Source organism: Bacteroides sp. 519, assembly GCF_010500955.1.
Taxonomy (GTDB): domain Bacteria; phylum Bacteroidota; class Bacteroidia; order Bacteroidales; family Bacteroidaceae; genus Bacteroides.
This window is the reverse complement of the sequence record NZ_QVMJ01000003.1, coordinates 172,097-198,394: the sequence shown is the minus strand read 5'-3', so window position 1 is coordinate 198,394 and position 26,298 is coordinate 172,097. Positions and strand designations below refer to the sequence as shown.

Genomic DNA, 26,298 nt, shown 5'->3' with positions numbered 1-26,298 from the left:
TATAGTAACTCTCAACTCTCAACTATTAACTCTCAACTAAATTTTAACTCTTCCTTGATAAGAGCCGTCTCTTGTATCTACTTCAATTGTTTCGCCTTCGTTAATAAATAAAGGTACGCGTACAATTGCTCCGGTTTCGAGTGTTGCAGGTTTTGTTGCATTGGTAGCAGTGTCGCCTTTCAAACCAGGTTCGGTATAAGTAATTTTAAGTTGTACTTTTACAGGAACTTCGGCATACAGTACAGTTTCCGACTCGGCATGGCTTACAACATCAACAGTATCGCCTTCTTTCAGGAAGTCAACTCCGGTAATCAGTTCTTTTTGGATAGAGATCTGCTCAAATGTTTCCTGATTCATGAAGTTGTAACCCATATCGTCCATGTATAGGTACTGATATTGGCGACGTTCGATTCTAACTTCTTCAATTTTAACTCCGGCATTGAATGTTTTTTCGAGTGTACGTCCGGTGGTTACACTTTTCATTTTGGTACGAACAAAAGCTGCTCCTTTACCCGGTTTTACATGTAAGAATTCAGTAATAAAATAATAGTGACCATCAAGGTCGATACACATACCATTTCTGATGTCTGCTGTAGTAGCCATAAATTTGAATTATAAGTTTTTTAAGTTAATAAGTTCGTGGGTTCTCGGTGCAAAAATAACTCAAAAACTCAGGAACTCAAAAACTTATCTACTTAAAAAAGACTTATCTCTTGGTTTATTTAAAAAAAGTACCTATTTTTGCAACCCGATTTGTGAGACAATAACATAAAACAATATAGAAAATGAAAAGAACATTCCAACCCTCTAACAGAAAGAGAAAGAATAAACACGGTTTCCGTGAAAGAATGGCCACAGCAAACGGACGCAGAGTATTGGCTTCACGTCGTGCTAAAGGCAGAAAGAAATTAACCGTTTCGGATGAGTATAACGGAACAAAATAAGCAACAAGCTTATTTTAAACAAAATAGAAAGGAGTAAAGGTTTTATAAGCTTTACTCCTTTTTTGGTTTTATTAAAACCAAGCCTACTCATAAACATTCAGGGCAGATAACCTGAAAGGCTCCACATTGAAAACGAAAAATCTTTCCGAAACCCATCCGCCTGTTTAGTTGTTTCGCACCTGCAAAAAGCAACAAAAAACAGAAAAACACCTTGCTTGCCACCCGCTGTACGTGCTGTAGGGGCTATTTTAGTGCGTATTTTCAAAATGCAGCATTTCACACTTTCGAAATGCAGCATTTTGATTGAACGAAATGCAGCATTTCATCAATGCGAAATGCAGCATTTTGAAATTACGATTTGCAGCATAATGAAATAGTAATGATTTGCGAATGGATAAAAATAGACATTTAGTGAAAAGGGAGTATGGTTACAAAAGAAAACCCAGTTATGTTCGAACTGTTTTTGCATTGTTTGCAATCTGCGTTCTACGGGCTGTAAGCCCGGTTTAATTCAGGAAGCTGTGTCAAAATAGAACGTGTTCTTAGAGTAACGAATTGTAAGTTAAGCACTGAAAGTGCGTTCGATTTAGCCCAGGGTTTTAACCCTGGGTATGTACGAAAAGCACCAATCAGAGTGCTGTAAGCACGATCCTAGGCTATTCGTTCGTGCTTACAGCACTTCATTGCTGGCGATTGATAGCTTACCCAGGGTTAAAACCCTGGGCTAAATCGAACGGGCTTACAGGCAAATTTATTCAATTATATACGGTAATTCAAGCAGCAGATATTATCTTTGTGTTCTAATTTTATAATAGAATAATGAAAATAAAAGAATTCTTCTCCTGGAAAAATAAGATGTTCTGGCTCAACCTGCTGGCTATGATTGTGGTTGCTGTTGTGCTGATATTCATTGTGTTGAAATCACTGGATGCATATACACGCCATGGCGAAGCCATTGCTGTGCCCAATGCAAAAGGTATGACTATAGCTCAGGCGCAGACCCTCTTCAAAAACGAAGGACTAGAGGCTGTAATCTCCGACTCTACTTATGTAAAAGACAAACCTGCCGGAATTATTCTGGAACACAGCCCACAAAGCGGACGGAGGGTAAAGAAAGGAAGAGTGATTTATTTAACAATCAATACATTAACCGTTCCTTTGCAATTGGTACCCGATGTTGCCGATAACAGTTCGTTAAGGCAGGCACAAGCCCGTATACTTGCAGCTGGATTCAAATTGAATACACCCGAACATATTAGTGGGGCAAAAGATTGGGTATATGGCATTAAACACAACGGAAATATGTTGAAACCCGGCGACAAGGCCCCTGTGGGAGCTAATCTTACACTGGTGGTTGGAGATGGAACCAGCGACGAGATGGAATTGGGCGATACAGAACCAATAACCGATGATACATTAATCTCGGACGACTCATTTTTCTAATTGCCAATTCGACAATATGCCAATTCGACAATATGCCAATGTGCCAATTGGCTGCGCATTAGTTCATTATTCATATTAGCATATTAACCACATTAGCACATTGGCACATTAACCACATTGGCACATTAACCACATTGGCACATTATTATGATAGAGAATGATCTTGACGACATTGACGACATTGAACCTGTAGGAGATGCAGCCAACCTGTACGAACATTTCAGGGTGGTGGTAGACAAAGGTCAGGCAATGGTTAGAGTAGATAAATACCTCTTCGAACGCATTGTAAATGCTTCGCGCAACCGTATACAGAAAGCTGCCGATGCTGGATTTGTGATGGCAAACGGCAAGCCGGTAAAAAGCAGCTATAAGGTAAAACCTTTAGATGTGATAACGGTTGTGATGGATCGTCCGCGTTATGATAACGAAATCATAGCCGAAGATATTCCGCTGGATATAGTGTACGAGGATGAAGCTTTGATGGTAGTCAATAAACCAGCCGGATTGGTGGTACATCCCGGACACGGAAACTATACAGGTACGCTTGTTAATGCCATTGCATGGCACCTGAGAGATAACCCCGATTACGATGCTAACGACCCGCAAGTGGGTTTGGTGCACCGTATTGATAAAAATACATCCGGCTTACTGGTAATAGCCAAAACACCCGATGCAAAAACCAGCCTTGGTCTTCAATTCTTTAATAAAACAACTAAACGCAGGTATCAGGCATTGGTATGGGGCATTATGGATGAAGACAAAGGCACCATAACCGGAAACATTGCCCGCAATCCCCGCGACCGTATGCAAATGGCTGTTTTCTCCGATCCCGAGATTGGCAAACACGCTGTTACCCACTACAATGTGTTGGAGCGTATAGGTTATGTTACATTGGTAGAGTGTATACTCGAAACAGGGCGTACCCATCAAATCAGGGTACACATGAAACACATTGGTCATGTACTTTTTAACGACGAACGTTACGGAGGGCATGAAATCTTGAAAGGAACTCATTTTAGTAAGTATAAACAATTTGTAAACAACTGCTTTGATACTTGTCCGCGGCAGGCACTACATGCCATGACTTTGGGATTTGTACACCCTGTAACAGGCGAAGAGATGAACTTTACATCTCCACTTCCCGAAGATATGACCTTGCTGCTCAACAAATGGAGAGGCTATATAAGTAACAGGGATTTAGAATGAAACGCAGAATTGCAATAATAGCAGGAGGAGACTCGTCGGAAATAGTCGTTTCTCTCCGCAGTGCCGAAGGTATATATTCTTTTATCGACAGAGATGTATACAACACCTATATCGTAGAAATGGAAGGACTTCGTTGGGAAGTTAAACTACCCGACGGATCTATGACACCTATAGACCGGAATGATTTTAGCTTCATGGAAAACGGTGAAAAGAAAGTCTTTGATTTTGCTTATATCACCATTCACGGAACTCCCGGCGAAAACGGTTTACTGCAAGGCTACTTTGAGATGCTCCAGATTCCATATTCCAGTTGTGGAGTACTTCCTTCGGCATTGACCTTCAATAAATTTACATGTAATCAATACCTGAAAGGGTTTGGTATACGCGTTGCAGAGTCGCTGATGCTTCGTGAAGGCTTCGAAATCCTCGATCAGGAAGTGATCAATAAAGTGGGACTTCCCTGCTTTATAAAACCCAACCTGGGAGGGTCGAGCTTTGGAGTAACCAAAGTAAAAACAGCCGAACAGATACAACCCGCCATTGAAAAAGCTTTTGATGAGGCCCCCGAAGTGATGATCGAGGCATATATGGAAGGAACCGAAATTACTTGTGGTTGCTACAAAACAGCAAACAAAGAAGTCGTTTTCCCCATCACCGAAGTGGTTACCGAAAATGAATTTTTCGATTTCGATGCCAAATACAACGGTCAGGTAGATGAAATAACCCCCGCCCGGATATCGGATGATCTTACAGAAAGAGTGAAACTGTTAACCTCTGCCGTGTACGATATACTTGGCTGTTCGGGCATTATCCGTGTTGATTATATCATCACCGAAGGCAATAAAATAAACCTACTCGAAGTTAATACCACTCCCGGAATGACTGTCACCAGCTTTATCCCTCAACAGGTAAAGGCTGCCGGATTGGATATTAAGGATGTGATGGCAGATATTATTGAAGAAGAATTTATTAATCAGTGAGGTAAAGGAGGTAAAGTGAGGTAAAGGAGGTAAAGTAGAAGTATACTCTTATCTTACTTTACCTCCTTTACCTCCTCTACCTCACTTTACCTCCTCTATTATGAATACCGAATTTGATGAAATTCGTCCGTACCACGACGAAGAATTACCCGTTATCTTTGAAGAGCTTCTGGCCGATCCTGATTTCAGGAAAGTAATATCCATGGCTTTCCCCGAAGCACCGGCAGCATTAATTGAGCAAAAGATACGTAGTTGTAAAACTAAAAAAGAATTTCAGGTAGCTTTCTCGTATGCATTAATTAAAAAGCTGGCCGAAACAACTACAACAGGGTTTGATATCGATCATTCATCCCTGAAGAATAAAGCGCTGGCATACACCTATATATCTAATCATAGAGATATTATCCTGGACTCCGGTTTCCTTTCTGTACTTTTAATTGATGAAGGACTGGATACTGTTGAGATTGCCATTGGCGATAACCTGTTGATTTATCCATGGATTAAAAAACTGGTACGTGTAAATAAAAGCTTTATAGTACAACGTGCCCTCTCCATGCGGCAGATACTTGAGTCGTCGGCAAGGATGTCGCGCTATATGCACTATGCCATTCAAACAAAAAAACAATCTATCTGGATAGCCCAACGCGAAGGCCGCGCCAAAGACTCGAACGACCGTACCCAGGAAAGTGTTCTCAAAATGCTGGCTATGGGCGGAGAAGGCGACATCATAAACCGCTTGGTAGAACTGAATATTGCCCCACTTGCAATTTCTTACGAGTACGACCCCTGCGATTATCTGAAAGCAGAAGAGTTTCAGTTGAAACGCGATATTGATGGTTATAAGAAAAGTCCAAAAGATGATTTGCGCAACATGCAAACCGGATTAATGGGTTATAAAGGCAAGGTGCATTTCCAAACCACCGGCTTGTTAAACGAAGAGTTGGAAGCACTGGATCGCTCATTACCCAAATCACAATTATTCGAAGCAATAGCTAAACTGATTGATACTCACATTCACCGTAACTATCGTTTCTATCCGGGTAATTATGTAGCTTTCGATCTTCTTGAAGGCACACAACAGTTTGCTTCACAGTATACGCCAGACGATAAAAAGAAGTTCGAAAACTATATTCAGGGACAGTTGGATAAGATTACAATACCCAATAAAGACATCCCTTTCTTGCGCGAAAAGCTTTTGTTGATGTATGCTAACCCATTGAAAAACTTCTTAACTTTACAGGATAATGAATAAAACAATATTACTTATGGCATTCTCGTTATTATCTTTGTTTTCGTGCAAAACGGAAAAGGAATCGTTTACATCATTGTCTGTTGAGGCCTTTGCCGAATTTATTCAGAAAGAAGAAGTACAGCTTCTTGATGTTCGCACACCCGATGAATTTAGCGAGGGACACATCCACGGCGCAGTAAATATTGATGTAAATGCCGAAGGCTTTGAGCAGGAAGCCATCAAACAACTGAATAAAGAAAAACCGGTAGCATTATACTGTCGAAGTGGGGTTCGAAGTAAGAAAGCTGCTGGCATTCTCTATGAAAAAGGATACAAAGTCTATGAATTAGATAAAGGCTTCTTGTCATGGCAAAGTGCAGGAAACGAAATCTCTAAATAACTATTTTTTATGAAAAAAACGATCTTAATTAACCTTTTTGTCTTTCTTTATGTAACCTCGGCCATTGCACAAATCAACTTGTTTCCAACTCCTTCTAAAACATCAGGGGGCAAAGGAACTTATACCATTGGGAAGAAAGCAGTATTTGAAGCACAAGGCGAGTACGAAAGAAAACTTGTTGAAACATTTACTGCCGAATTAAGTAAATTGGACCTTACAAATCCTGCTGCTGCAGGAAACGTAAAACTAACCTTAGATCCGGGTTTGCAAATTAAACCCGAAGGGTATATACTGCATGTTACACTTAATGGAGTAACGTTGGAAGCATCGACCCCGGCCGGACTATTTTATGCAAAAGAAGCATTACTGCAACTGGCGCGTTTTAATAAAGGTACATTGCCGGTATGCAAAATAGAAGACCATCCCCGTTACAGTTGGCGTGGCTTTATGCTCGACGAAAGTCGTCACTTCTTTGGAAAAGAAAAAGTGAAGCAATATCTGGATATCATGGCCTCGCTTCGCATGAATGTGTTCCATTGGCATCTCACCGACGAACCGGGATGGCGTATCGAGATAAAGAGATATCCCAAACTTACAACCATTGGGGCAACCGGAAACTATCACGACCCTAATGCTCCGGCTTCATTCTATACTCAAGAAGAGATAAAAGAAATTGTAGCTTATGCTGCCGACCGCCATATTATGATTATTCCTGAGTTTGATATGCCTGGTCATGCAACAGCAGTTTGTCGTGCCTATCCCGAAGTTTCCGGGGGCGGAGAGGGGAGATGGGAACATTTCACCTTCCATCCGTGTAAGGAAACCACTTACGAGTTTATCAATAACATTTTAGACGAACTGGTTCAGCTTTTCCCTGCTCCATACATTCATATTGGAGGCGATGAGGTACATTATGGAAACCAAAGTTGGTTTACCGATCCCGAAATACAACAGTTTATCAAAGATAAAAAACTGACCAACGAAGTTGGCCTGGAGCATTACTTTATAAGGCGTGTTACGGATATGGTTTTTGCCAAAGGTAAAAAGATTGCCGGGTGGGACGAGATTGTTGATGCCGGAGTTTCTCCATCCAAAGCAATTGTGTTGTGGTGGCGACACGACAGGAAGTACCAACTGCTTAAAGCCCTAGAGCAGGGATTTGATGTTGTAATGTGTCCCCGTCGTCCGTTCTATTCAGACTTTGTGCAATATGGCGAACATAAAATAGGTCGTTATTGGGGCGGCTACAATACAATAGAAGAGGTATATCGTTTTCCCGATCCTGTAAACTACCTCACCCAGGGATACGAAGAACAGGTAAAGGGCATACAAATGTGTATGTGGACCGAGCGGGTAGGCGATGGTAAACGTCTGGATTATATGGTATTCCCCCGTTTGGCTGCTGTAGCCGAAGTTGGTTGGACACTGGAAAAAAGAAAGGAATGCTCTGTATTTATGCAAAAACTCCCTCTGTTCCTGCAATACCTGGATACAAAGAATATCTATTACTTTAATCCTTTTGCACCACGCGAACGTCTGGAACCTGCTGAGCCTGCTAAGGTTGAGGAGGATGTTTTGCAGAATGGATAAAAACAAGAATTATATTACACATTCATAAACGATTAATGCCGGTAGGATAACGCCTTTATCCTACCGACATAAACCGTTTATCCTACCGGCATAAAGGCCTTATCCTACCGGGACAAAAGAGTTATCCTACCGGGATAAACTTGCAGAAATTGCATGCGTCAGCACCCTTTCGGGTATTATTTTGTTTTAGTGCCAATTTTAGCACCCTTTCGGGTATTTATTAAATAATACTCTTATATTTGTACCCGAAAAGGTATCAAATATGAATAATTTACCATTGAATGAATATGTGAAAACCAAGCGTAAAGCACTTGGGGTTATCACGAGAAGAGCTTGCACAAAAAGCAGGCGTAGGACTTCGCTTTTTACGTGAATTAGAGCAGGGAAAAGAAACCCTGAAAATGGATAAAGTAAATCAGGTACTAAAATTATTCGGGATGCAGCTTGGTGTTGTACCAATGGATAGAAGCAGTCTTATAGAACCATGAAACAAGCTAAGATTTACATGTACAGTACATTTGCAGGTGTTCATCAATAAGATGCGTTTGTTTGCTATTTCGCTATATAACAAGTATTTAATAAACCGGAAAAGTAGAATAGGTAATGATTTAGAAACGAGCGAAGTTCTTCGGTCTGCTTAGTTTCTCACTGTTTCAAATAGCTTAAATGCAAAGATAAATATTAATCATAATATTACTGATAAACTTAATTTCTCGGAATCCAACCATTTAATGCTTTTTTCAAATTCCAAACGACCTCTCAGTTTGTATTTGGTTATCAAAATGGTATTTAATTGCAGTTATTTGGTAGCCTGTAAATTTTCTGCCACATCTACTTTTGCATTGTTAAAATTTAATAATTAAAAAGTGTTTTTTAAAGACAGCAATGATTATGTTTGCCATGCTGGCTTGCATACAAGCTCACACACACAAGTAAATTTAAAAGCAGAAGCAAATATTAGGCTAATCAGAAGTGTAACAGTAACGATTAATTATGCGGGTCATAAGATATTAGTTGACCCAATGTTTTCTCCTAAAGGTGCTCTATGGTCAATAACAGGAACAGCAAAAAGTCCTTTAGTTGATTTAAAGATATTATCCAAGATGTAGATCTAATATTATTGACACATAATCATGGCGATCGTTTGGAAGAATTTCTTCCTTTTTGTTTCACAAAAAGAGTAAATTCCCCCAAAGTATTGCCTTATTCATTCTTTCCATAAGAGGGGTGTTTAACAGATAAACAAAGGAAAAAAATATGCAGGGGATTGGTACACAGAAGCAACTATTTCGTCTTTTAAATATTTAGATGACAAGTGAGAATTTTTCGATGCAAATTTGTACCTTTGCAAAAAAATGCATATATGGCGAAAAAGCAAAGCGACATTGCAGTTATAGACCTCTTCTGTGGAATTGGTGGGCTATCACATGGATTTGTGATAGAGGGCTTTAATGTTGTGGCTGGGTATGACAATGTTTTGAATTGCAAATATGCTTATGAAAAAAACAACAAAGCAAAATTTCACCACAAAGATGTTACACTGCTAAAAGGTAGTGAATTGAATTCTTTGTTTGGTGAAAATATCAAAATATTGATAGGCTGTGCTCCTTGCCAGCCTTTTTCTTCATATAGCTTCAAAATAAAGCAAAAAGATGAGCATAAGGTAAATTTACTTTATGAATTTTCCAGATTAATAAAAGAATGTTCTCCTGATATAGTGTCAATGGAAAACGTTCCTCAACTTCTAAATTTTAATAAGTCATCTATATTCAATGATTTTATAAATGTCTTGAAATCTTTGGATTACCATATTGATTATAAGATTGTATATTGTCCTGACTACGGCATTCCACAAACAAGAAAACGATTAGTCCTTTTAGCATCAAAACTTGGAAAAATATCCTTATTAACCCCAACTCATACCCCCGAAAACTATGTTACAGTAAGAGATGCTATTGGTCATTTGAACCCTGTAAAAGCAGGGGAATATGATAAGGCAGACCCGTTACATAGGGCAAGGTTATTAAATGCGTTAAATCTTAAACGCCTTAGATATACTAAAGAGGGTGGTGGTTGGAAAGATTGGCCAAAAGAACTATTACCCGAATGTTTTAAAAAAGATTCGGGTAAAACATATGGTAGCGTTTATGGCAGAATGAGGTGGGATAAGCCTTCGCCTACAATGACAACTCATTGTACAGGATTGGGAAATGGACGTTTTGGACATCCACAGCAAGATAGAGCAATTACTTTACGAGAAGCAGCATTATTGCAAACATTTCCTGAAAATTATCAGTTTTTTGAATCAATGGAAACTTATAATACATCCATTATTTGCAAACAGATTGGCAATGCAGTTCCTCCAATGTTGGGACAAATTGTTGCACAGAGTATCAAAGAGCATTTAAAGAAATATAAATCATGGCAGAAAAAATAGCACTTGATTTAGTTGAAGAACAAATCAAAGATACAGAGAAAGACTACAATTATAGATTGGTAGAATGGCCTATCGAAGTTCTTGTTAAAAAGTTTATTCCTAAGTCAGCGAACAAGACCTATAAGGAGCTTATTCCACAAGGAGCAGAGCAATTTTCCGTAATAATTGTTCCCGAATTTCAACGAGAATTTGTTTGGGACGACCAAATGAAAGCCAAATTTATTGAATCTATTTTTATGAGGATTCCCATGCCGCCATTATTTGCATTTCTATTGGATGATGAGGGGAATTTAGAATTATTAGACGGGGTACAACGCTTATCAACTATTATTGCTTTTGTGAAAGACCAACTAACATTGGATAATCTCGAAGTGTTAGATTCATTGAATGGTTATAAGTTTTCTGAATTGGAAATTTCGAGACAACGAAAATTTAATAATCTATCCCTTAAAATATACATCTTGGACGAAGATGCTGATGAAGGAATAAGAGCAGATATTTTTAATAGAATAAACTCTACGGGCAAAAAATTATCTCCTGCTGAAATCAGGAAAGGAAGTTTTCTAAATAATAGATTTTATGATTTCATTTTGGAGTGTATAAATTATCCTGAATTTTTATCGTTGTTTTCAGCAGCAAAAGAAGATGAAAAATTGAGAGGAGATAAAGAGGAATTAATTACTCGCTTCTTTGCTTATACCGAAAAATATACGGAGTTTGAGCACTCTGTTAAAGAATTTTTAAATGATTATATCAAGGAAAAGGGAGATACATTTAATGATGCAGAAAAAGCTGAAAAGACAAAAATAATAAAAGATACGCTGGCATTTATTACCCTGTATTTCCCGAATGGATTCCGTAGAACAGCAACTTCAAAGTCCATTCCTAAAGTTCGGTTTGAATCTATTGCTGTTGGAACGAGTCTTGCTTTAAAAGAGAATCCTAGTTTAGCAAACCCTGATTTAAGGTGGCTTGAATCAAAAGAATACTTGAACTGGGTGACTTCGGGTTCTTCAAACAATAAAAGTAAACTCATAGGTAGAATAGAGTTTGTTCGAGATTGTCTTCTTTCAAGAGTAGATGTAAACACTTTGACTTATGGCAATTAGGGAAGAGTTTGACAAAAGACTTCTTGAAGTCAATACATATTTTGAGATTTTGCAATTATTAGAGTTGGATAAACCTAAATTATCCGCTCATAATATAGAAAGCAATCAATCTGTAGAAATTAATTTTGATAGTAGAAGAATAAATATATTACGTTCAAACGCATTTTTATTATTATACAACCTTGTGGAATCAACTGTTTTTAATTCAGTTACATCGATTTTCGACGCGGTTAATTCGGATAGACATAACCCTAAATTGAAATATTTTGATGTAATTGATGCTATTAAGAAGTATTGGCTCAATAATGTTTATAAGCATGACGAGAAAATAAAAAAAGAAACTGTTGTAAAAAGTTTCATGGAAATTGCTAATCGTATTTTTAGTGAATCCTTATCATTGGCTTCTAACTATTTAAAATACGGAGGAACATTAGATGCAGAATCAATTGAGGATACAGCAATTGATTTGGGGGTCAATATTGGAAATCTTAAAAATGGGTTTGATAAAAACACACATGGAGAGGCTTTCAGGCAAATAAAACGAAATCGGAATTGGTTAGCTCACGGAGATAAGTCTTTTGCAGAAATAGGGCAAGATTTTCCATATAATCGTTTAGATGAGTGGAAACTCTACATTGTTGAACACTTGGAGAAATTTATAATGTCAATTGAAACATATATAAGAGACGAAAAATATAAAGTTCCTGTTATTGCAGCAAGCTAAGTCATTGAAATATGCAGAGCCGTTCATTGTGGGAACGGCTCTGTTTGCAAATCTGGGTATCTACCTGATTAACTACCCGCCAGCAAATAATCATCTTTAATCTTTTTGGAAAGCAGTTGCATCTTCCTCAATTTTAGCCTGTAATCTCCGCATAAATCTGTGTAGTTTTGATATTCCGATGCCCCATCATTTGGCTAAGTATTTCAATCAGAACACCTTGCGAGAGGCAAATAGTCGTTCCGAACGAGTGGCGGCTCATCTTCTTATCTAATTTACAGAGCTTTCCGATTTGTTTGGTATAGGAACAAACCACATTCATGCAAAGCATTTTGAACACTTTACCCCCTCGCCAGTTCCCTCATACCATTGATTGCCCTTGTTATCCGTCAATATCTGCTCTTTGCGTAAACTTTTTATATCACAGTAGGATAATCCCGTAAATACCCGAAAATAAACATATTTGGAACAGCAACGCCTCCTGTTCTTCCATATAGCAAAGCAGATATAGAATTGTTAGCTTTAGAGGTTGTTCGTTCGCAAATAACGATTACAGGTGTACAGCCGAAGTTATCCGTTGATTTAGAGAAAGAGAAAAACGGTGAGAAACGTTTTACAATAGTTGGTTTATGGGGTGGTTACATCCTGAAACCTCAAACCGAAGAATATGATAATCTTCCTGAAAATGAGGATTTAACCATGCATTTGGCTGAGTTGGCAAAGATAAAAACCGTTCCTCATTCTTTAATACGGTTCAAAGATGGTTCATTGGCTTATATCACAAAACGGATAGACCGAGATAAAAGAGGCGAAAAAATACCAATGGAAGATATGTGCCAGTTAACGGAGAAGCTAACAGAGCAGAAATATAAAGGTTCACACGAACAAATAGCCAAAAAAATTATAGAGTATTCAGCTTATCCTGTATTGGACTTGATTAATTATTTTGAAGTTCTACTATTTTGCTATTTGACAGGAAATGCAGATATGCACTTGAAAAATTTCTCTCTTTACAAAGGTACAGGGCAATATACTTTTGCTCCTGCTTATGATTTGTTATCTACCAAATTAGTTATACCCGAAGATAATGAAGAACTAGCTTTGACCTTGAATGGTAAGAAACGAAAACTGAAAAGGGCAGACTTCGATTATCTTCTAAAATCCTTTAAAGTAGACGAAAAGACGATTGAAAATGTATATGAGAAATTCAGGAAGGTACTACCTCAATGGTATGATTTTATAGATGCGTCTTTCCTGCCTGAACCAATGAAAGAAGAATATAAGCAAATTATTCAAAGTAGATCTGCGATATTGATGCAGCAATGAAGAATCTGCTTTAAAACAAAAACCCTCCCTGGTCGCAATTGACTAAGGAGGGTTAAAATTTCCTGAACTAATTATCTACTTAAGGCTTATTACTTCACCAATCGCAACGCAATATCCCTATCTTTAGCCCGATCCGATTCGGGTGCGCTGGCTTTGTATTTAGCATACTCCTCGCCATACCCTTTGGCTTTAACCACTTGTGAACCTACTCCGGCATTATCGAATATTTTTTCAATGGTTTGGGCTCTTTCTTGCGATAGCTCCATGTTAATTTCTTCACCACCGGTTCTATCGGCAAATCCGGCAATTGCAATCTTAGCATCTTTGTGGTTCTTGAGGATAGAAATTATATTTTCTAACTGATTTGAACCGCTTTTTAGTTTGCTGCCACTGCCAAGCTCAAACGAGATGTTATCGAACTCAAACCATCTGTTTTGCAAATCCTTATCAGTAGCTTTCTTGTATTCGTCAGAGTTCAAATACTTTAGCATCATCTCTTCTGTACCATCACGGTAAATATTGAGCACAGTTCCGTTGGGTAAGGTAACAGCAGTAACGGCACGAGTGGCTGTACCAACGTTTGTCGACTGTGTATCGTCGGTATAAGAGGCGGTGCTCACATTGCTAGGAGCCTGACGTATAGTGTCGATAACCATACTTTGGGTGTTGATGGTTGAATTACCACTTCGGCACGAACGCCACAAGAATAAAGCCAAAAGCAGTAGCAAAACGATAATTGCCCATGTAATCCAACCATTCTTTTTAGCAGGTTTTTGAGGCTCACTACCATTGGTGGCGACTTTGCTTATGCCAAAACCGCGAGCCAGGTCGTCAGGAATCAATCCGATGAAACTGTTTTTCTGGTTTTGGATTTCATGTTGAATCTTTTGCATACTCCATCCATCGACCGCTACTTTTTTACCGAAGTATCCAACAACTATAGGTGCAAGCATTGAAACCAATCTGTTAACAGCAACTTTCGATATACCTGCATATTTGGCAATCGAGTTACTGAAATCGGCAGCTTTATCGCCTAAAATGTTTTGAAGGAAATCATCACCAAGTTTTCTTTGGTTTTCACTAGGGTTCTCTTCACACAAAAGTTCAACACTTTTCAGTATATTCAAGTTTCCTCCCTCATCGAGAATATTTTTGAGGTGAGAATTACCTTTTTTGCCCATAACACCTAAAAGGCTGGCAAAAATAGAGGATACTGCGGTTGAAATGTTTGCTTCTTTTTCATCAACAACTCCTGCTGCTTTGCTTATCATGGCAGGAGTTACGAAGCGTTTCAGTGATTCATAAAATTGTGACATAACTATTGTTTTTAAAAGTTTAGGTTTATACTTCAGTAAGATTTAATGTGCCAATGTGCCAATATGCCAATGTGAAAATTGATTTGCAGTATCCGCATGGTAATTGGCACATTGGCATATTTTCACATTGGCACATTAAATCTACTTTCATAACTTAAACAATAAAATGAATGTTTGGTTTTCGTTATTCTTATTTTTATTGTAGGTTTGTATAAAATTAAAGAATATATGCAAATAAAGTTAGGTGAGTTCAATCAATTAGAGGTAGTTAAAGAAGTTGATTTTGGAATCTATCTGGATGGGTATGATGCCGGCGAAATATTGTTACCCACCCGTTATGTGCCTGCCAATACACAAATTGGCGACTGGTTAAACGTTTTTCTTTATCTCGATAACGAAGAACGACTAATTGCTACCACCCTTACTCCTTTGGTTAAGGTGGGCGAGTTTGCTTTTCTCGAAGTAGCATGGATAAACCAGTATGGTGCTTTCCTCCATTGGGGATTAATGAAAGACCTGTTTGTTCCTTTCTCGGAACAGAAAATGAAAATGCAGGTAGGAAAGAAATATATTATTCATGCGCATCTGGACGAAGAAAGTTACCGTATTGTAGCCTCGGCAAAGGTCGACAGGTATCTATCTAAAGAAATACCCGAGTATAATCCCGGCGATGAAGTAAATATACTGATTTGGCAGAAAACCGATTTAGGATTTAAAGCAATAGTCGACAATGAATTTAGTGGTTTATTGTATGATAGTGAGATATTTACCAACCTCTATACCGGTATGACACTGAAAGCATATATAAAGCAAGTGCGCGAAGATGGTAAGATTGATTTGATTCAGCAAAAAGGAGGAATAGGTAAGGTAAAAGATTTCTCGGACGAGCTATTGCAATACATTGCAGATAATAAAGGCTTTATTCCATTTACTGATAAAAGCGATGCTGCATTAATATACGATACTTTTGGGGTTAGTAAGAAAGTGTTTAAAAAGGCTGTAGGTGATTTATATAAGAAAAGACTTATTGCAATAAAAGAGAATGGTTTGGAAATAGTTGTAGGGAAATCCCTATGAACGATTAGAGATAATCACTAGGGCAAAGGAATTCCTGACAATATCTTTGCATTATAAGAAACAGTGAGAGTATTAATTTATAAAGAAGTTGAAATTATGAAACGATTGATGATAACCTTATTTGCCATCGGAATAGCTGCCATGAGCAGTATGAGTATGGCCGCCATGAGCACTAACAAAGTACGTAAAGAAACACGCTTCCTTACAGATAAAATGGCTTATGAATTGAATTTAAATAATAACCAATATAATGATGCTTACGAAATCAATTATGACTTTATTTACTCAATCCGTTATTTAATGGACGATGTAATGAGAGGTGAAGAGTGGGCAATGGACAGGTATTATGAACTGTTAGATATTCGCAATGATGATTTGCGTTGGGTATTAACCAATTCACAGTATTACAGATTCTTGGATACCGAGTACTTCTACCGTCCGGTTTATACCAATGGAAGAAAATGGAATTTCCGTATCCATATTGTTTATACCAACTTTAATCATTTCTATTATCCGGTACCTTATCACTATACCAGTTATTGTGGCGGACATTACCGTGCTCATCATGACCATGTTAGCTATTATCAGGGACGCCACCACCATGCTGTTTATCACCAACCGGTTTATATCAGAAACAATAATGTGTATCATAACACACGTAAATCAGATTTTAGTTCGGTAAGAGTACGCCCCAACACCAGTACTGCACCTAGAAGAAACGATGATGTTTATTCAAGTGGTACCCGTAGGCCATCTGTTTCGTCAGGCAGTTCAACAAGCCGCCCATCGAATGCAGCAAGTAGTTCAAGTAGTACCAGCCGTCGGCCTTCAACTACAACTTCATCAGGTAGTAGTTCAAGCAGACCGTCTACTTCAACAAGTAACTCAAGTAGTTCAAGCCGTCGCCCATCAACTACAACTTCGTCAAGTAGTAGCTCGGTAAGCAGACCGTCTACTTCGACCAACAATAGTTCTTCGGGTAATTCAAGTAGCCGCAGGCCTTCAACTACAACTACTGCACCAAGTAGCAGCAGTAGCAGTTCAACAAGCAGGCCTTCCAGCTCTTCAAGCAGTAACAGAACATCTACTTCTTCTTCAAGTAGCAGCAGTACCAGACGTTCAGAAAGTACTTCGCCATCTTCTTCTTCAAGTAGTAGCCGTTCAAGTAGCAGCAGTAGTCGTTCAAACAGTTCGGTAAGTTCTTCGTCTTCATCAAGCAGTCGTAGCAGCTCACCAAGTTCAAGTAGTTCATCCAGTTCTTCCAGATCATCTTCGAGCAGTTCTTCTTCTCGCTCGGGTGGTAGAAGATAATATATTAACTCTCTTAAAGCTTTTATACTTACTTAACTATGACCTTTTTAATGTTAAGAGTCGCACAATGTTTTTGTGCGACTCTTTTTTAGAAATGATACAAACCCTTATTTTAACCCTACCTTTTCTCTTTCTAATACTGCCATAATAAAGGGGCCAACAACTTTCGGATCGTTTGCACGAATCTGTTCGTTAATATAGTATTCGAATGTGCCCGATCGATCGCCTTTACCACCCAATCCTGCAACTGCACAGGCGCGGGTAATATTCATTAAACCATCTTTATCGTATTCTACAAATTCTTTAATAAAACCATTGAATGCTTTTTCGGCCACATCGCGGTACGAAGCATCAAGATATCCCATTCTTACTGCTTTGAACAGCGAGTAAATAAACATAGCCGAACAAGATGACTCCAGATAATTGCCTTTGGCACCGCTACGGTCTAATACCTGATACCAAAGTCCTGTTTTCTTGTCTTGAATCTTTTTAAGCTGTACGGCTATATTATCTAAGATGGCCAGTACTTCGGTACGTCCTTTTTCGTTCTCCGGAATAAAGTCGAGTGCATCGACAATAGCCATGGCATACCATCCCATAGCGCGTCCCCAACTGTGTTTAGACTGTCCGGTTGTAGGATCGGCCCAGAACATTTGGCGGCTAACATCGCATGCATGGCGGTATAAACCGTTCGACGAATCGTACGTATGGCGTGCAGCCATTGTTATTTGATTTATAACATCGGCAAAATCCTGTGGTTTATTATAGCGTGCAGCATATTCTGCCATGAAGGGAGTGCCCATATAAACGCCATCCAACCATACCTGATGCGGGTATATCTTCTTGTGCCAGAAACCACCATCATCGTTCCGCGGATGAGTATCTAACTGGCTGCGTAGCAGGTCTATTGCCTTTTTAATCTTCTCATCTTTGGTATAATCGTACAGTTTATATAGCATCTTGCCCGAGTTTACACGGTCAATGTTATAGTCACTAAGTTTGTAGGCGGTTATTGAACCATCTGCGTGTATCATTGTATCGGCATAAGCCTTGGCATATTCAAAATACTTTTCGTTTCCGGTACGTTCGTAAAGGTCTAAAAATGCCTGCAACTCTAAACCGTGGCAATAATCCCATTTAAGTGTGGGTTGAAAATCGAGCTGCCACGATTCCGGGCAACGAACCATTTCCGAGTTTACAATGTCAATAGCATACTTCAGTGCAGGATACTCGTTGGTTTTGTTAGGCGTAATACGAAACCAGTCGATATCTGCCCAACCCCCATCGTTAATGGTAATGGCCGGACGGGTACAGAACGAACCGATTTTTGCTCCAATCCATTTACCTTCGCGTGCCTGGAAGGTTTTGCCTAACGGCTGATAATTAACTCCATCCGTACTATAAGTAAAAGTACATTCGGCTGCCGGATTGAAAGATGCACGAAGGTATATCCATTTATCGGATACAGTAACCTTGTTATTTACAGTTTCAGTACTTCCTTTATCGGCCTTTAAACATTCAACTTGCGACAAGGTGATGCCTGCATCGGTGTTTTCAAGAATAAGCCCGGCATAATCAAGACCCATAACAACCAATCCGGTGCGTTCGCCTTTGTATTTCGATGAAGGCGAAAAACGCAGCTTCATGGTAGCAGTAAAAGCATCGGCTGGGGTTTTCTGTAACAACAGATTAGGTACATCCCACAAGCTGCGGAAGTCTTCTTTTACCGGGTACGAGAATAAGCGAAGCACTCCGTTTGTAGCATCGGTATAATACCATTTACTGTTAGCGTTGGCATGCCATTGCCACTGTAGCCCAAGTTCGTTGCTTACAAACTCGTCGCTTTCTTGCGGTGTGCAAATAGGATATGTTTTGCCTACATTCGGTTTTTTATATTGCAATACAGGTTCGCCACAGCCGTCGCCATCTTTATCCGAACCGATAACAGGCCATCCTTTTACCCATTTCATTGGTTGCAGATGGGTAATACGGCCGTAGGCACCCACATCCTGAAAATGAACAAACCAGTCTTCACCAGTTTGGGTATCTACCCAAGCCCCTTGATGTGGGCCATTTGTGGTGCTACGTCCCTGATCCATAACGGTTTTAACCTCGTATGGACCATAAGGATTGGTAGAGCGCAGTACAACCTGCCATCCGGTAGCTACTCCACCGGCAGGTGCAAATATATAATAGAATCCATCTTTCTTATGAAACTTAGGCCCTTCAATGGTTTCGTTTCCTTTGTGTCCGTCGAATATTATTCGGCTTTCGGTAATAGCCTGAGTTGCATCGGCATTCAGCTCGCAAACAGCCAGAACACTTTTTAATCCGGCACGGCTTCCGGCATAAGCATGTGCCAGATATACTCTACCGTTATCGTCCCAAAGAGGAGAGGTATCAATAATACCTTTTCCCGGTTTAACCAGTACCGGTTTACTCCATGGCCCGCGAACATCTTTCGCTTTGGTCATGTATGCACCTTGGTCGGGGTCGCCCCAGAAAATATAAAACTCTCCGTTGTGATAACGCATGCAAGGTGCCCAGATACGATTGCCATGTTCGGGCACTTCGGGCATATTATAGGGCTCGAGTGCGCTGGGAATGGCTGCACTAATAATTGTCCAGTTTACAAGATCTTTAGAATGAAGTATCTGTAATCCTGGTATACAGTTAAAACTGGACGACGTCATGTAGAAGTCATCACCCACCCGGATAGCATCCGGATCGGAATAATCGGCATATAAAATGGGGTTGCGATAGGTACCATCTCCCTGATCGGCTACCCATACCTGGGAAACATAATTCGATTGTTGGGCATTTCCCACTATACTACACATAAGCAGGAGGAGGCCTGCACCTAAACTAATAATACGGTTCATGTATAAGTTATGAGTTATAAGTTATGAGTTATGAGTTGCAGGTTACTTTACTAGTAACTTGCAACTCGCAACTTGTAACTGATTATTTATTTCTTCTTTCCAACGGCGTACATGGGCAAACCATTCTTCTTTGGTTTTGTAGCCGAATGTTTCTTTCATGGAAGTAAAGCTGATATGATAGCTGAATGTTGTTTCGTTGTTGGCCCCAATAACATAAAGAAAATTGGTTTTATCGGTATGTGGGTGTTTAACCATCCTTTCGGGTAGCGAGATGGCTAATCCTACGGTTTCTTTGGCATACTTTATGGTATCATTAACAGGCCAGTCGGTTCCCCAGCAGGCCACCAATCCTTTGTTATCGAAATAAGATTCGGACCCCTTGATGTTTTGTACCCCGGTGCAGAATAGTTCATCTTTCAGTGGTTTTTGGAAACTTACCTGTATTTCGCAATCGCGGTGACCAGCATACAGAATATAGCGTTGTTTCATATTGAGGTTGCTTCCCTGGTATTCCCAGTTGTTTACATCCACATCAACAATTGTGCGTACAGGTCCGGTAGCCAGAATACTTTCGGTGCGTGTTTTTACAGGTTCAATATGTATGGCTTTATTGCCGTTCCAACCTTTCAGTGTTCCCAGTCCGCAGCTGCCGCTAACGCGAAGAACATCATCACCAAAACCACGTGCCAGTTGCTCGTCGGTAGGGTAAAACTGTGATTCCTCGATTTCCAGTTGCTTGTTGAACTTGCCATAAATATCTACTGTTTGCTTGCGGTCGAAGTAGATGCGGTAAGCAACCAACTCCGATTCAAATGCCGGGCCATGATGATGCAGGAGGTTATAAATATCACTGCTTCCCGGTACGGTTAGCGAAGTTATAGGCTGATGTTTGCCTTTATCGTTACGTAAAAGCATTTCGGCATATACACGAGGCTTATAATTATGGGTTGCTTTTTGAGGCGATAACCGTACTTGAAGTGTTTTGGTTGATTGAGCCGGGATGTCTATCACAAAAGCCAGTTCGTCCGGCTGTCCATCGTTGTTTAAATCGTCCAACTGCGAGGGTATCTCTGTATCGCCCTCTGTTACCACAGCCGACAAAACAGGGAAGCTGGTAATAAATTCACCTATATTAATGGCAACAGGTGCATCGGTTCTGTGCTCTTTCCATTTGTTGGCAATTACAATTTCGTAGACTATGGAGTTGTCTTGTCCATATACGGAGAAGGGCATAACCACACCCAGAATAAAAAAGAAGTATATAAGGGTTGTTTTCATTTATTCGCTATTAAGGAACAATGCAAAAATACTTCTATTTGTAATTCAGGATGTGGATATATTGATAATTAAGGTGAATTATTTGTTCAGTGAAATGCTATTTGTTGGTAAGGATACCAATTTCGGCAATAGCAGTGCAGGCCTCGCCATTGATTTCGGAAAGAGGTTCCAGTTTGAAGTAGCGTGCTGTATAAGTCTTTCCGAAACGCACAAAATAAGGAGTTGGATTATGCATAATGTTGCTGAACTCGCCATCGGCATCGCATTTCTCCCAGGTTTTGCCATCAAGGCTGACGTGGAAAGTGTATTTATAGATTGTTCCTGTTAAATCATTTTCAGTAGGAGGTGTATAACTGAAGCCATTTACCTCAACTTTCTGCTTCATATCAACCACTAGTGTAGTCAATGAGGGAGAGCGCCAAACGGTATTCCGGTTTCCATCGAAAGCCAAACAAGAACTATCCTCTGTAGCACACCATTTGTCAAGAGGAACATCGCTCAACTGTATCTCTTCGTTTTTGTTAGCAAGGGGCGTTGCATAGAAAAGCCCCACAGCAGAAATATTAGCCATGCCGCGGGCCGATCGAATGGTTACCCTGATGCGCTCCGGCCGGGAATCCGAGAACCGCACGAGGCGTTTATAACCTACTGTTGTTCCTTCGCATAAATAATGCCATGCTCCATTTTTATAGGCTTCTACAAGGAAACTCTCTATACGTTGCCCTTTAGATATGTCTTCCTGTATCATGAATGTATTGACTAGTGCGCCCTTTTGTACATTGTATTGACGCATTGCGCCCGAAGCTGCCTGCCATGCAGCTCTGCCTTTTCGCACATGATTTTGTGCAAAACTCTTTTTCAGGTAAGCAGATAACTCTTTCAACCGTTGCGCATCATTCTCATGAATCAACCCACGACGGTCGGGTGGGATGTTGAGTAAAAGTACAGAGTTATAACCCACAGATTTAAAATAGATATCTACCAGATGCTGTAACGACTTCACCTGATTGTCTTGTTCGGTATGGTAAAACCACCCCGGGCGAATTGAAACATCTACTTCCGATGGGTACCAGAATAGTTCGGCGGCACGAGCTACAATGCTGTGTCCACCCAAATCTTTTGCTTTTCCAAAAATACCCAGTGCTTTATTTTGTTCACCCGAACGTGGATAAATGCCCGGTGTAAGAGCTGTGGCACTCCATTCCGTTTCGCGTCCAATACCTTTTTCGTTGCCTACCCAGCGCACATCGTCGCCCATAATGGCAGTAACAGCCTTGGGCTGCAACCTGCGAATGGTTGCCAGTATTGCCTCCCAATCATAGATCTGCTTTTTCCCATTAGGACCCTCACCATTGGCACCGTCGAACCAGACTTCGTGCACATCACCATAATTGGTCAGTAGTTCGGTAAGCTGTTCAATGAAAAATAGATTGTAGGTTGGTGAATCTCCATAACAAGGTGCATTGCGGTCCCATGGAGAAAGGTAAACTCCAAATTTCATATCGTGTTTCAGGCAAGCATCACGCAACTCACGTACCACATCGCCTTTGCCGTTTTGCCAAGGAGAGGCAGCAACGGAATGTTGGGTTGTTTTTGTTGGCCAAAGACAAAATCCATCATGATGCTTTGCTGTAATGATAGCCATCTTGAATCCGGCATCTTTAAGTGTACGCACCCATTGTTCGCAATCCAATTCAGTAGGATTAAATATCTTTGGGTCTTCTGTTCCGTCCCCCCATTCACGCCCCGTGAACGTGTTCACTCCAAAATGCAGGAAGGCAGTCAGCTCCATTTGTTGCCACTCCAACTGTTGCGGAGTGGGCACCAGACGGGAAGCCATATCCAACTTCTCTTCGGTAGTGGCATTTGCAGGGAATACAACATGTTTCTCGTAATACTGTTTCTGTGCTTGTGCCTCCACAAAGAGTGCAAGCAAAAGAATAAAGATTGAGATGTTTTTTTTCATGATTGTTTCACATTATTTCAATGGACGGATATTGAATCCGAATGTATATTCTTTCACTGGCACACGATATTGAGGTAAAACCCCGGGACCGCAAGTAGCTGTACCTACACCTGCCTGTTCTGCATCGAGGTGTATAGTTACACTGCCTGTGTGTTGCAAATCATTAATGTGCCCGGCAGCGTTTATCACAGCATCAGTGAAAGGAGAAGCAGTGAACTGAAAGTTTGCATCCGAGTGGAACAACAATCCCTTCCCTGTATTATCTGCCAGTTGCATCCATCGTACATCTGTGCGGTTGCCTGTAGATTGTGGACGCACATAGTAATGAAACATACGTTCTACATCTGTATGATAGATACCAATACGGCCAGACTGATTGCGATCGGTATGCGTTTCATGGTCTCCGCGCCCTAAATAGCTTACACGATTATATTTATCCGCCATTTCAAACGTTAATCCCACTCTTGCCAGTGAAGTGATGTGCGCAGTATCCGGCATAAAACGGGTATGTATCTCAAGTGCACCATTGCTCTTTAGGGTATACTTGAACACAGCCTGCCCTACCTTTATGCCTTGCGGATTGAATAATTCAACATCGGCTTCGCCACCCTTGCCCGATAGTTTTACGGATGTAGCTTTTTGTGTTAGCATATTCAGGCCTATTGCTTTCCATGCTCTATCCCCGTTTGCTCTTTCTCGCCTGTCGTTGTCTGTGGCAGGACGATAGAGACTCAATATTATTGGAGTGGCCAACATTTCTTGTCCGTTGTAACGATATGAACGTAATGCTCCGGTTTGCTGGTCAATGTCTAGTTCTACCTTTCCTGCGAGTTTGGGTTGTGGCTTGCGGTAGTTGGTGTTGGCAGGTAGTACAAACTGGTCGTAGGCCACCTCGTATGCTGTATGGATAAAAGGCTGTTGCCGGTTAGGTGTCCAACTCAGATTGAGATAAGCTTCACGAATATTAGTGGGAAGTTTTATTTTTCCCAATATAAGCTCTGTTGTTTCGTGAGGGGGACAACTTAGTTGTTCGGTTCCTGTTCGGATAACTTCCTGATTATCGCCTATTACTTGCCAATGCAGTGTATAGTTGCTTAAATCGGTAAAGTCGTACCAGTTTTTAATCTTTAATGTCAAGGTCTGACTATCTGTTAGTGTGGTTTTTATGTACTGATAGGCTTTCTTCACTTCAAGCAAGTGCGGATGTGGTTTACGATCGGCACTTATCAGTCCGTTGCAACAGAAGTTTCCAAAGCTTGGTACATCCTTCGGCCCATAATCGCCGCCGTATGTCCAATACCACTTCCCGTTTGCATCTATCTCGCAGAAAGATTGGTCTACCCAATCCCAGATACACCCTCCCTGAACAATGGGTTCGCTTTCGAATACTTCCATATACTCCTTCAACCCGCCACAGCTATTACCCATGGCATGCAGATACTCGGTCATGATGAAAGGACGATACACTTTGGGCTCTTGTTGCCGGGCATAGGCCAACAGTTCTTCTACGCTACGATACATCCGGCAATAGATATCTGTATTATAGTTCTGTTCTGCCCGTTCGTATTGTACCGGACGATTTTCCTCTACCTCTTTCATCCAATCGTAAGTGCGTTCAAAGTTGATACCGTTGCCGGCTTCATTACCCAACGACCATATAACAACAGCCGGATGATTTTTCGATCGTTCGTACATGCGCTTCACCCTGTCCATGTGAGCAGGAAGCCAGGTGGAGTCTTTGGCTAAAGAAGCTTCACCATACCCCATACCATGCGACTCAATATTTGCCTCATCAATAACATACAATCCGTAGCGGTTGCACAATTCGTACCAATACGGGTGGGTAGGGTAATGCGAATTACGCACGGTGTTCAGGTTATGTTGCTTCATCAATTGAATGTCTTGTTCCATGAGTTCCTTACTTACTGTACGTCCCTGTTGCGAGTGTTCGTGACGGTTTACCCCCTTCACTAATATTGGAACACCGTTAATGCAGAAACGCCCGTTTTTAATCTCCGAGGTGCGGAAACCAATTGAGCAGCCGGTGCGTTGTGTGGTTTTTCCATTCGCATCTTTCAGTTCCAGCACTAATGTATAAAGGTTAGGATGTTCGGCATTCCAAGGCTTAATACCCGGTAGCTTTTCTTCGTCGAACAGGATGTGTTGTTCAATTTGTTTAGGTTGAACTCTACGAGTACCTTCCAATATCATTTTTCCTGTAGCATCTTCTACACGATATAACAAAGAGGAATTTAAGGAAGCTTCTCCCTGAATCGTTACATCCAAACCAAACACCCCTGTTTTGTACTGCTCTTTATCTAATAAAGATGTCACATGATAATCGGCAATATATTGTTTAGGGGTGCTGTATAGGTACACATCGCGTTCAATTCCGCTTAGTCTCCACATGTCCTGGCATTCCAGATAGGCTCCGGCACTCCAGCGGTAAACTTCCAAAGCAACCGTATTTTCTCCCTCTTGCAGTTTATTTGTAATATCCCACTCGGCAGGTGTTTTCGACCCCTGGTTGTATCCCAACAATTCACCATTTAGCCAGATGTAATAAAAGGAAGTAGCACCTTCGCAACAAATAACTACGCGTCTGTCTTTCCATTCGACAGGTAGAGTAAACGTTCGCCGATAGGAACCAACCTCATTTTCCTGATAAGGAACCAATGGCGGGTTCTTTTTGAAATTGAAAAGCTTGTCGTCAAACTCATACGTTTCGTTTACATAGATGGGTGTTCCATACCCTTGCCGTTCCCAGTTGCCCGGAACTTTGATGTTTGCCCAGGACTCTACGTAATAATCGGGTTTATAGAACTCTTTGGGTCTGTGGTCGGGGTTCTTTACCCAATGAAATTTCCAATCTCCATTAAGACTCATGTAATAGGGAGATGTTTCATGTTCTCCTTTCCGCAGATGGTCTATACTGCTATACGGCCATACGTAGGTATGAGGTGCTAGTTTGTTTAACCCAATTGCATATTGACTTTGCCATTCGGGCGTTTGCGCCACTGCGTTGATAAATGTTCCTACAAGAAAGAGGCAACACGCTACTCGTTTAATCTGCTTGTACAT

19 protein-coding genes and 2 pseudogenes are annotated in these 26,298 nt (G+C 40.5%); 14 read left to right on the top strand and 7 right to left on the bottom strand.

All coding sequences use genetic code 11. The features are described from left to right. Positions 1–36: 36 nt before the first annotated feature. A complete protein-coding gene (gene efp / locus D0T85_RS03815; RefSeq protein WP_163210414.1) occupies positions 37–603 on the bottom strand; it encodes an elongation factor P in 567 nt (188 codons plus the stop codon). Between the two features lie 182 nt (positions 604–785). Between efp and rpmH the strand changes: the two genes are divergently transcribed. From rpmH to D0T85_RS03760, 11 genes and pseudogenes are all read left to right on the top strand, one after another. Continuing rightward, the gene (rpmH, locus tag D0T85_RS03810) at positions 786–944 is read left to right on the top strand and encodes a 50S ribosomal protein L34 (RefSeq protein ID WP_163210412.1); all 159 of its coding nucleotides are present in this window, start codon (positions 786–788) and stop codon (positions 942–944) included. Between the two features lie 819 nt (positions 945–1,763). Next, positions 1,764–2,387 carry a PASTA domain-containing protein gene (locus tag D0T85_RS03805; RefSeq protein ID WP_163210410.1) on the top strand — a complete coding sequence of 208 codons (624 nt, stop codon included), beginning with the start codon at positions 1,764–1,766 and terminating at the stop codon, positions 2,385–2,387. Between the two features lie 147 nt (positions 2,388–2,534). Next, positions 2,535–3,593, top strand: a complete 1,059-nt coding sequence (locus D0T85_RS03800; RefSeq protein WP_163210408.1) for an RluA family pseudouridine synthase — start codon at positions 2,535–2,537, stop codon at positions 3,591–3,593. Continuing rightward, positions 3,590–4,573: a D-alanine--D-alanine ligase gene (locus tag D0T85_RS03795; RefSeq protein ID WP_163210406.1), complete on the top strand. Its 984-nt coding sequence runs from the start codon at positions 3,590–3,592 to the stop codon at positions 4,571–4,573. Before D0T85_RS03800 ends, D0T85_RS03795 begins: the two co-directional genes overlap by 4 nt. 100 nt (positions 4,574–4,673) lie before the next feature. Continuing rightward, positions 4,674–5,825: an acyltransferase gene (locus D0T85_RS03790; protein WP_163210404.1), complete on the top strand. Its 1,152-nt coding sequence runs from the start codon at positions 4,674–4,676 to the stop codon at positions 5,823–5,825. Next, complete coding sequence (locus tag D0T85_RS03785; RefSeq protein WP_163210402.1) at positions 5,818–6,204, top strand: rhodanese-like domain-containing protein; 387 nt, start codon at positions 5,818–5,820, stop codon at positions 6,202–6,204. The genes D0T85_RS03790 and D0T85_RS03785 overlap by 8 nt, the downstream gene beginning before the upstream one ends. A gap of 9 nt (positions 6,205–6,213) precedes the next feature. Next, the gene (locus tag D0T85_RS03780; RefSeq protein ID WP_163210400.1) at positions 6,214–7,794 is read left to right on the top strand and encodes a beta-N-acetylhexosaminidase; all 1,581 of its coding nucleotides are present in this window, start codon (positions 6,214–6,216) and stop codon (positions 7,792–7,794) included. A gap of 262 nt (positions 7,795–8,056) precedes the next feature. Further along, positions 8,057–8,282, top strand: a pseudogene (locus D0T85_RS03775) (type II toxin-antitoxin system Y4mF family antitoxin). 875 nt (positions 8,283–9,157) lie between these two features. Then, positions 9,158–10,231: a DNA cytosine methyltransferase gene (locus D0T85_RS03770; RefSeq protein ID WP_163210398.1), complete on the top strand. Its 1,074-nt coding sequence runs from the start codon at positions 9,158–9,160 to the stop codon at positions 10,229–10,231. Then, positions 10,216–11,340: a DUF262 domain-containing protein gene (locus D0T85_RS03765; RefSeq protein ID WP_163210396.1), complete on the top strand. Its 1,125-nt coding sequence runs from the start codon at positions 10,216–10,218 to the stop codon at positions 11,338–11,340. Before D0T85_RS03770 ends, D0T85_RS03765 begins: the two co-directional genes overlap by 16 nt. Next, the gene (locus tag D0T85_RS03760; RefSeq protein WP_163210394.1) at positions 11,330–12,064 is read left to right on the top strand and encodes an MAE_28990/MAE_18760 family HEPN-like nuclease; all 735 of its coding nucleotides are present in this window, start codon (positions 11,330–11,332) and stop codon (positions 12,062–12,064) included. Before D0T85_RS03765 ends, D0T85_RS03760 begins: the two co-directional genes overlap by 11 nt. A 133-nt stretch (positions 12,065–12,197) precedes the next feature. Here D0T85_RS03760 and D0T85_RS03755 read toward each other — a convergent pair whose 3' ends face one another. Then, positions 12,198–12,383 carry a tyrosine-type recombinase/integrase gene (locus tag D0T85_RS03755; protein WP_239060633.1) on the bottom strand — a complete coding sequence of 62 codons (186 nt, stop codon included), beginning with the start codon at positions 12,381–12,383 and terminating at the stop codon, positions 12,198–12,200. Positions 12,384–12,520: 137 nt separating this feature from the next. Here D0T85_RS03755 and D0T85_RS03750 point away from each other — a divergent pair. Then, a pseudogene (locus D0T85_RS03750) lies at positions 12,521–13,387 on the top strand (HipA domain-containing protein); the annotation flags it as partial. An 89-nt stretch (positions 13,388–13,476) separates the two neighbouring features. Here D0T85_RS03750 and D0T85_RS03745 read toward each other — a convergent pair. Then, a complete protein-coding gene (locus D0T85_RS03745) occupies positions 13,477–14,703 on the bottom strand; it encodes an OmpA family protein (protein WP_163210391.1) in 1,227 nt (408 codons plus the stop codon). A 228-nt stretch (positions 14,704–14,931) separates the two neighbouring features. Between D0T85_RS03745 and D0T85_RS03740 the strand changes: the two genes are divergently transcribed. After that, entirely contained in the window at positions 14,932–15,780 is an 849-nt protein-coding gene (locus tag D0T85_RS03740; RefSeq protein ID WP_163210389.1) for a S1 RNA-binding domain-containing protein, read from the top strand. A gap of 96 nt (positions 15,781–15,876) precedes the next feature. Further along, the gene (locus D0T85_RS03735) at positions 15,877–17,091 is read left to right on the top strand and encodes a hypothetical protein (RefSeq protein ID WP_163210387.1); all 1,215 of its coding nucleotides are present in this window, start codon (positions 15,877–15,879) and stop codon (positions 17,089–17,091) included. A 107-nt stretch (positions 17,092–17,198) separates the two neighbouring features. Here the strand turns inward: D0T85_RS03735 and D0T85_RS23170 are convergent, their stop codons facing one another. From D0T85_RS23170 to D0T85_RS03715, 4 genes are all read right to left on the bottom strand, one after another. Then, a complete protein-coding gene (locus tag D0T85_RS23170; RefSeq protein ID WP_163210385.1) occupies positions 17,199–19,973 on the bottom strand; it encodes a glycoside hydrolase family 88 protein in 2,775 nt (924 codons plus the stop codon). A 42-nt stretch (positions 19,974–20,015) separates the two neighbouring features. Next, the gene (locus tag D0T85_RS03725) at positions 20,016–21,251 is read right to left on the bottom strand and encodes a DUF4861 domain-containing protein (RefSeq protein WP_163210383.1); all 1,236 of its coding nucleotides are present in this window, start codon (positions 21,249–21,251) and stop codon (positions 20,016–20,018) included. A gap of 97 nt (positions 21,252–21,348) precedes the next feature. Further along, on the bottom strand, positions 21,349–23,217 hold the full coding sequence (locus tag D0T85_RS03720; RefSeq protein WP_163210381.1) for an alpha-L-fucosidase: 1,869 nt from the start codon (positions 23,215–23,217) through the stop codon (positions 21,349–21,351). A 12-nt stretch (positions 23,218–23,229) separates the two neighbouring features. Next, on the bottom strand, positions 23,230–26,298 hold the full coding sequence (locus D0T85_RS03715) for a glycoside hydrolase family 2 TIM barrel-domain containing protein (RefSeq protein WP_163210379.1): 3,069 nt from the start codon (positions 26,296–26,298) through the stop codon (positions 23,230–23,232).

Bases quoted from the DNA above. Each gene is read 5' to 3' on its own strand.
- D0T85_RS03715 (WP_163210379.1), bottom strand. From the start codon at position 26,298: ATGTACAAGCAGATTAAACGAGTAGCGTGTTGCCTCTTTCTTGTAGGA.
- D0T85_RS03795 (WP_163210406.1), top strand. From the start codon at position 3,590: ATGAAACGCAGAATTGCAATAATAGCAGGAGGAGACTCGTCGGAAATA.
- D0T85_RS03725 (WP_163210383.1), bottom strand. From the start codon at position 21,251: ATGAAAACAACCCTTATATACTTCTTTTTTATTCTGGGTGTGGTTATG.
- D0T85_RS03740 (WP_163210389.1), top strand. From the start codon at position 14,932: ATGCAAATAAAGTTAGGTGAGTTCAATCAATTAGAGGTAGTTAAAGAA.
- D0T85_RS03765 (WP_163210396.1), top strand. From the start codon at position 10,216: ATGGCAGAAAAAATAGCACTTGATTTAGTTGAAGAACAAATCAAAGAT.
- D0T85_RS03785 (WP_163210402.1), top strand. From the start codon at position 5,818: ATGAATAAAACAATATTACTTATGGCATTCTCGTTATTATCTTTGTTT.
- D0T85_RS03760 (WP_163210394.1), top strand. From the start codon at position 11,330: ATGGCAATTAGGGAAGAGTTTGACAAAAGACTTCTTGAAGTCAATACA.
- D0T85_RS03800 (WP_163210408.1), top strand. From the start codon at position 2,535: ATGATAGAGAATGATCTTGACGACATTGACGACATTGAACCTGTAGGA.
- D0T85_RS03720 (WP_163210381.1), bottom strand. From the start codon at position 23,217: ATGAAAAAAAACATCTCAATCTTTATTCTTTTGCTTGCACTCTTTGTG.
- D0T85_RS03735 (WP_163210387.1), top strand. From the start codon at position 15,877: ATGAAACGATTGATGATAACCTTATTTGCCATCGGAATAGCTGCCATG.
- D0T85_RS03755 (WP_239060633.1), bottom strand. From the start codon at position 12,383: ATGAATGTGGTTTGTTCCTATACCAAACAAATCGGAAAGCTCTGTAAA.
- D0T85_RS03790 (WP_163210404.1), top strand. From the start codon at position 4,674: ATGAATACCGAATTTGATGAAATTCGTCCGTACCACGACGAAGAATTA.
- D0T85_RS03805 (WP_163210410.1), top strand. From the start codon at position 1,764: ATGAAAATAAAAGAATTCTTCTCCTGGAAAAATAAGATGTTCTGGCTC.
- D0T85_RS23170 (WP_163210385.1), bottom strand. From the start codon at position 19,973: ATGAACCGTATTATTAGTTTAGGTGCAGGCCTCCTCCTGCTTATGTGT.
- rpmH (WP_163210412.1), top strand. From the start codon at position 786: ATGAAAAGAACATTCCAACCCTCTAACAGAAAGAGAAAGAATAAACAC.
- efp (WP_163210414.1), bottom strand. From the start codon at position 603: ATGGCTACTACAGCAGACATCAGAAATGGTATGTGTATCGACCTTGAT.
- D0T85_RS03780 (WP_163210400.1), top strand. From the start codon at position 6,214: ATGAAAAAAACGATCTTAATTAACCTTTTTGTCTTTCTTTATGTAACC.
- D0T85_RS03745 (WP_163210391.1), bottom strand. From the start codon at position 14,703: ATGTCACAATTTTATGAATCACTGAAACGCTTCGTAACTCCTGCCATG.
- D0T85_RS03770 (WP_163210398.1), top strand. From the start codon at position 9,158: ATGGCGAAAAAGCAAAGCGACATTGCAGTTATAGACCTCTTCTGTGGA.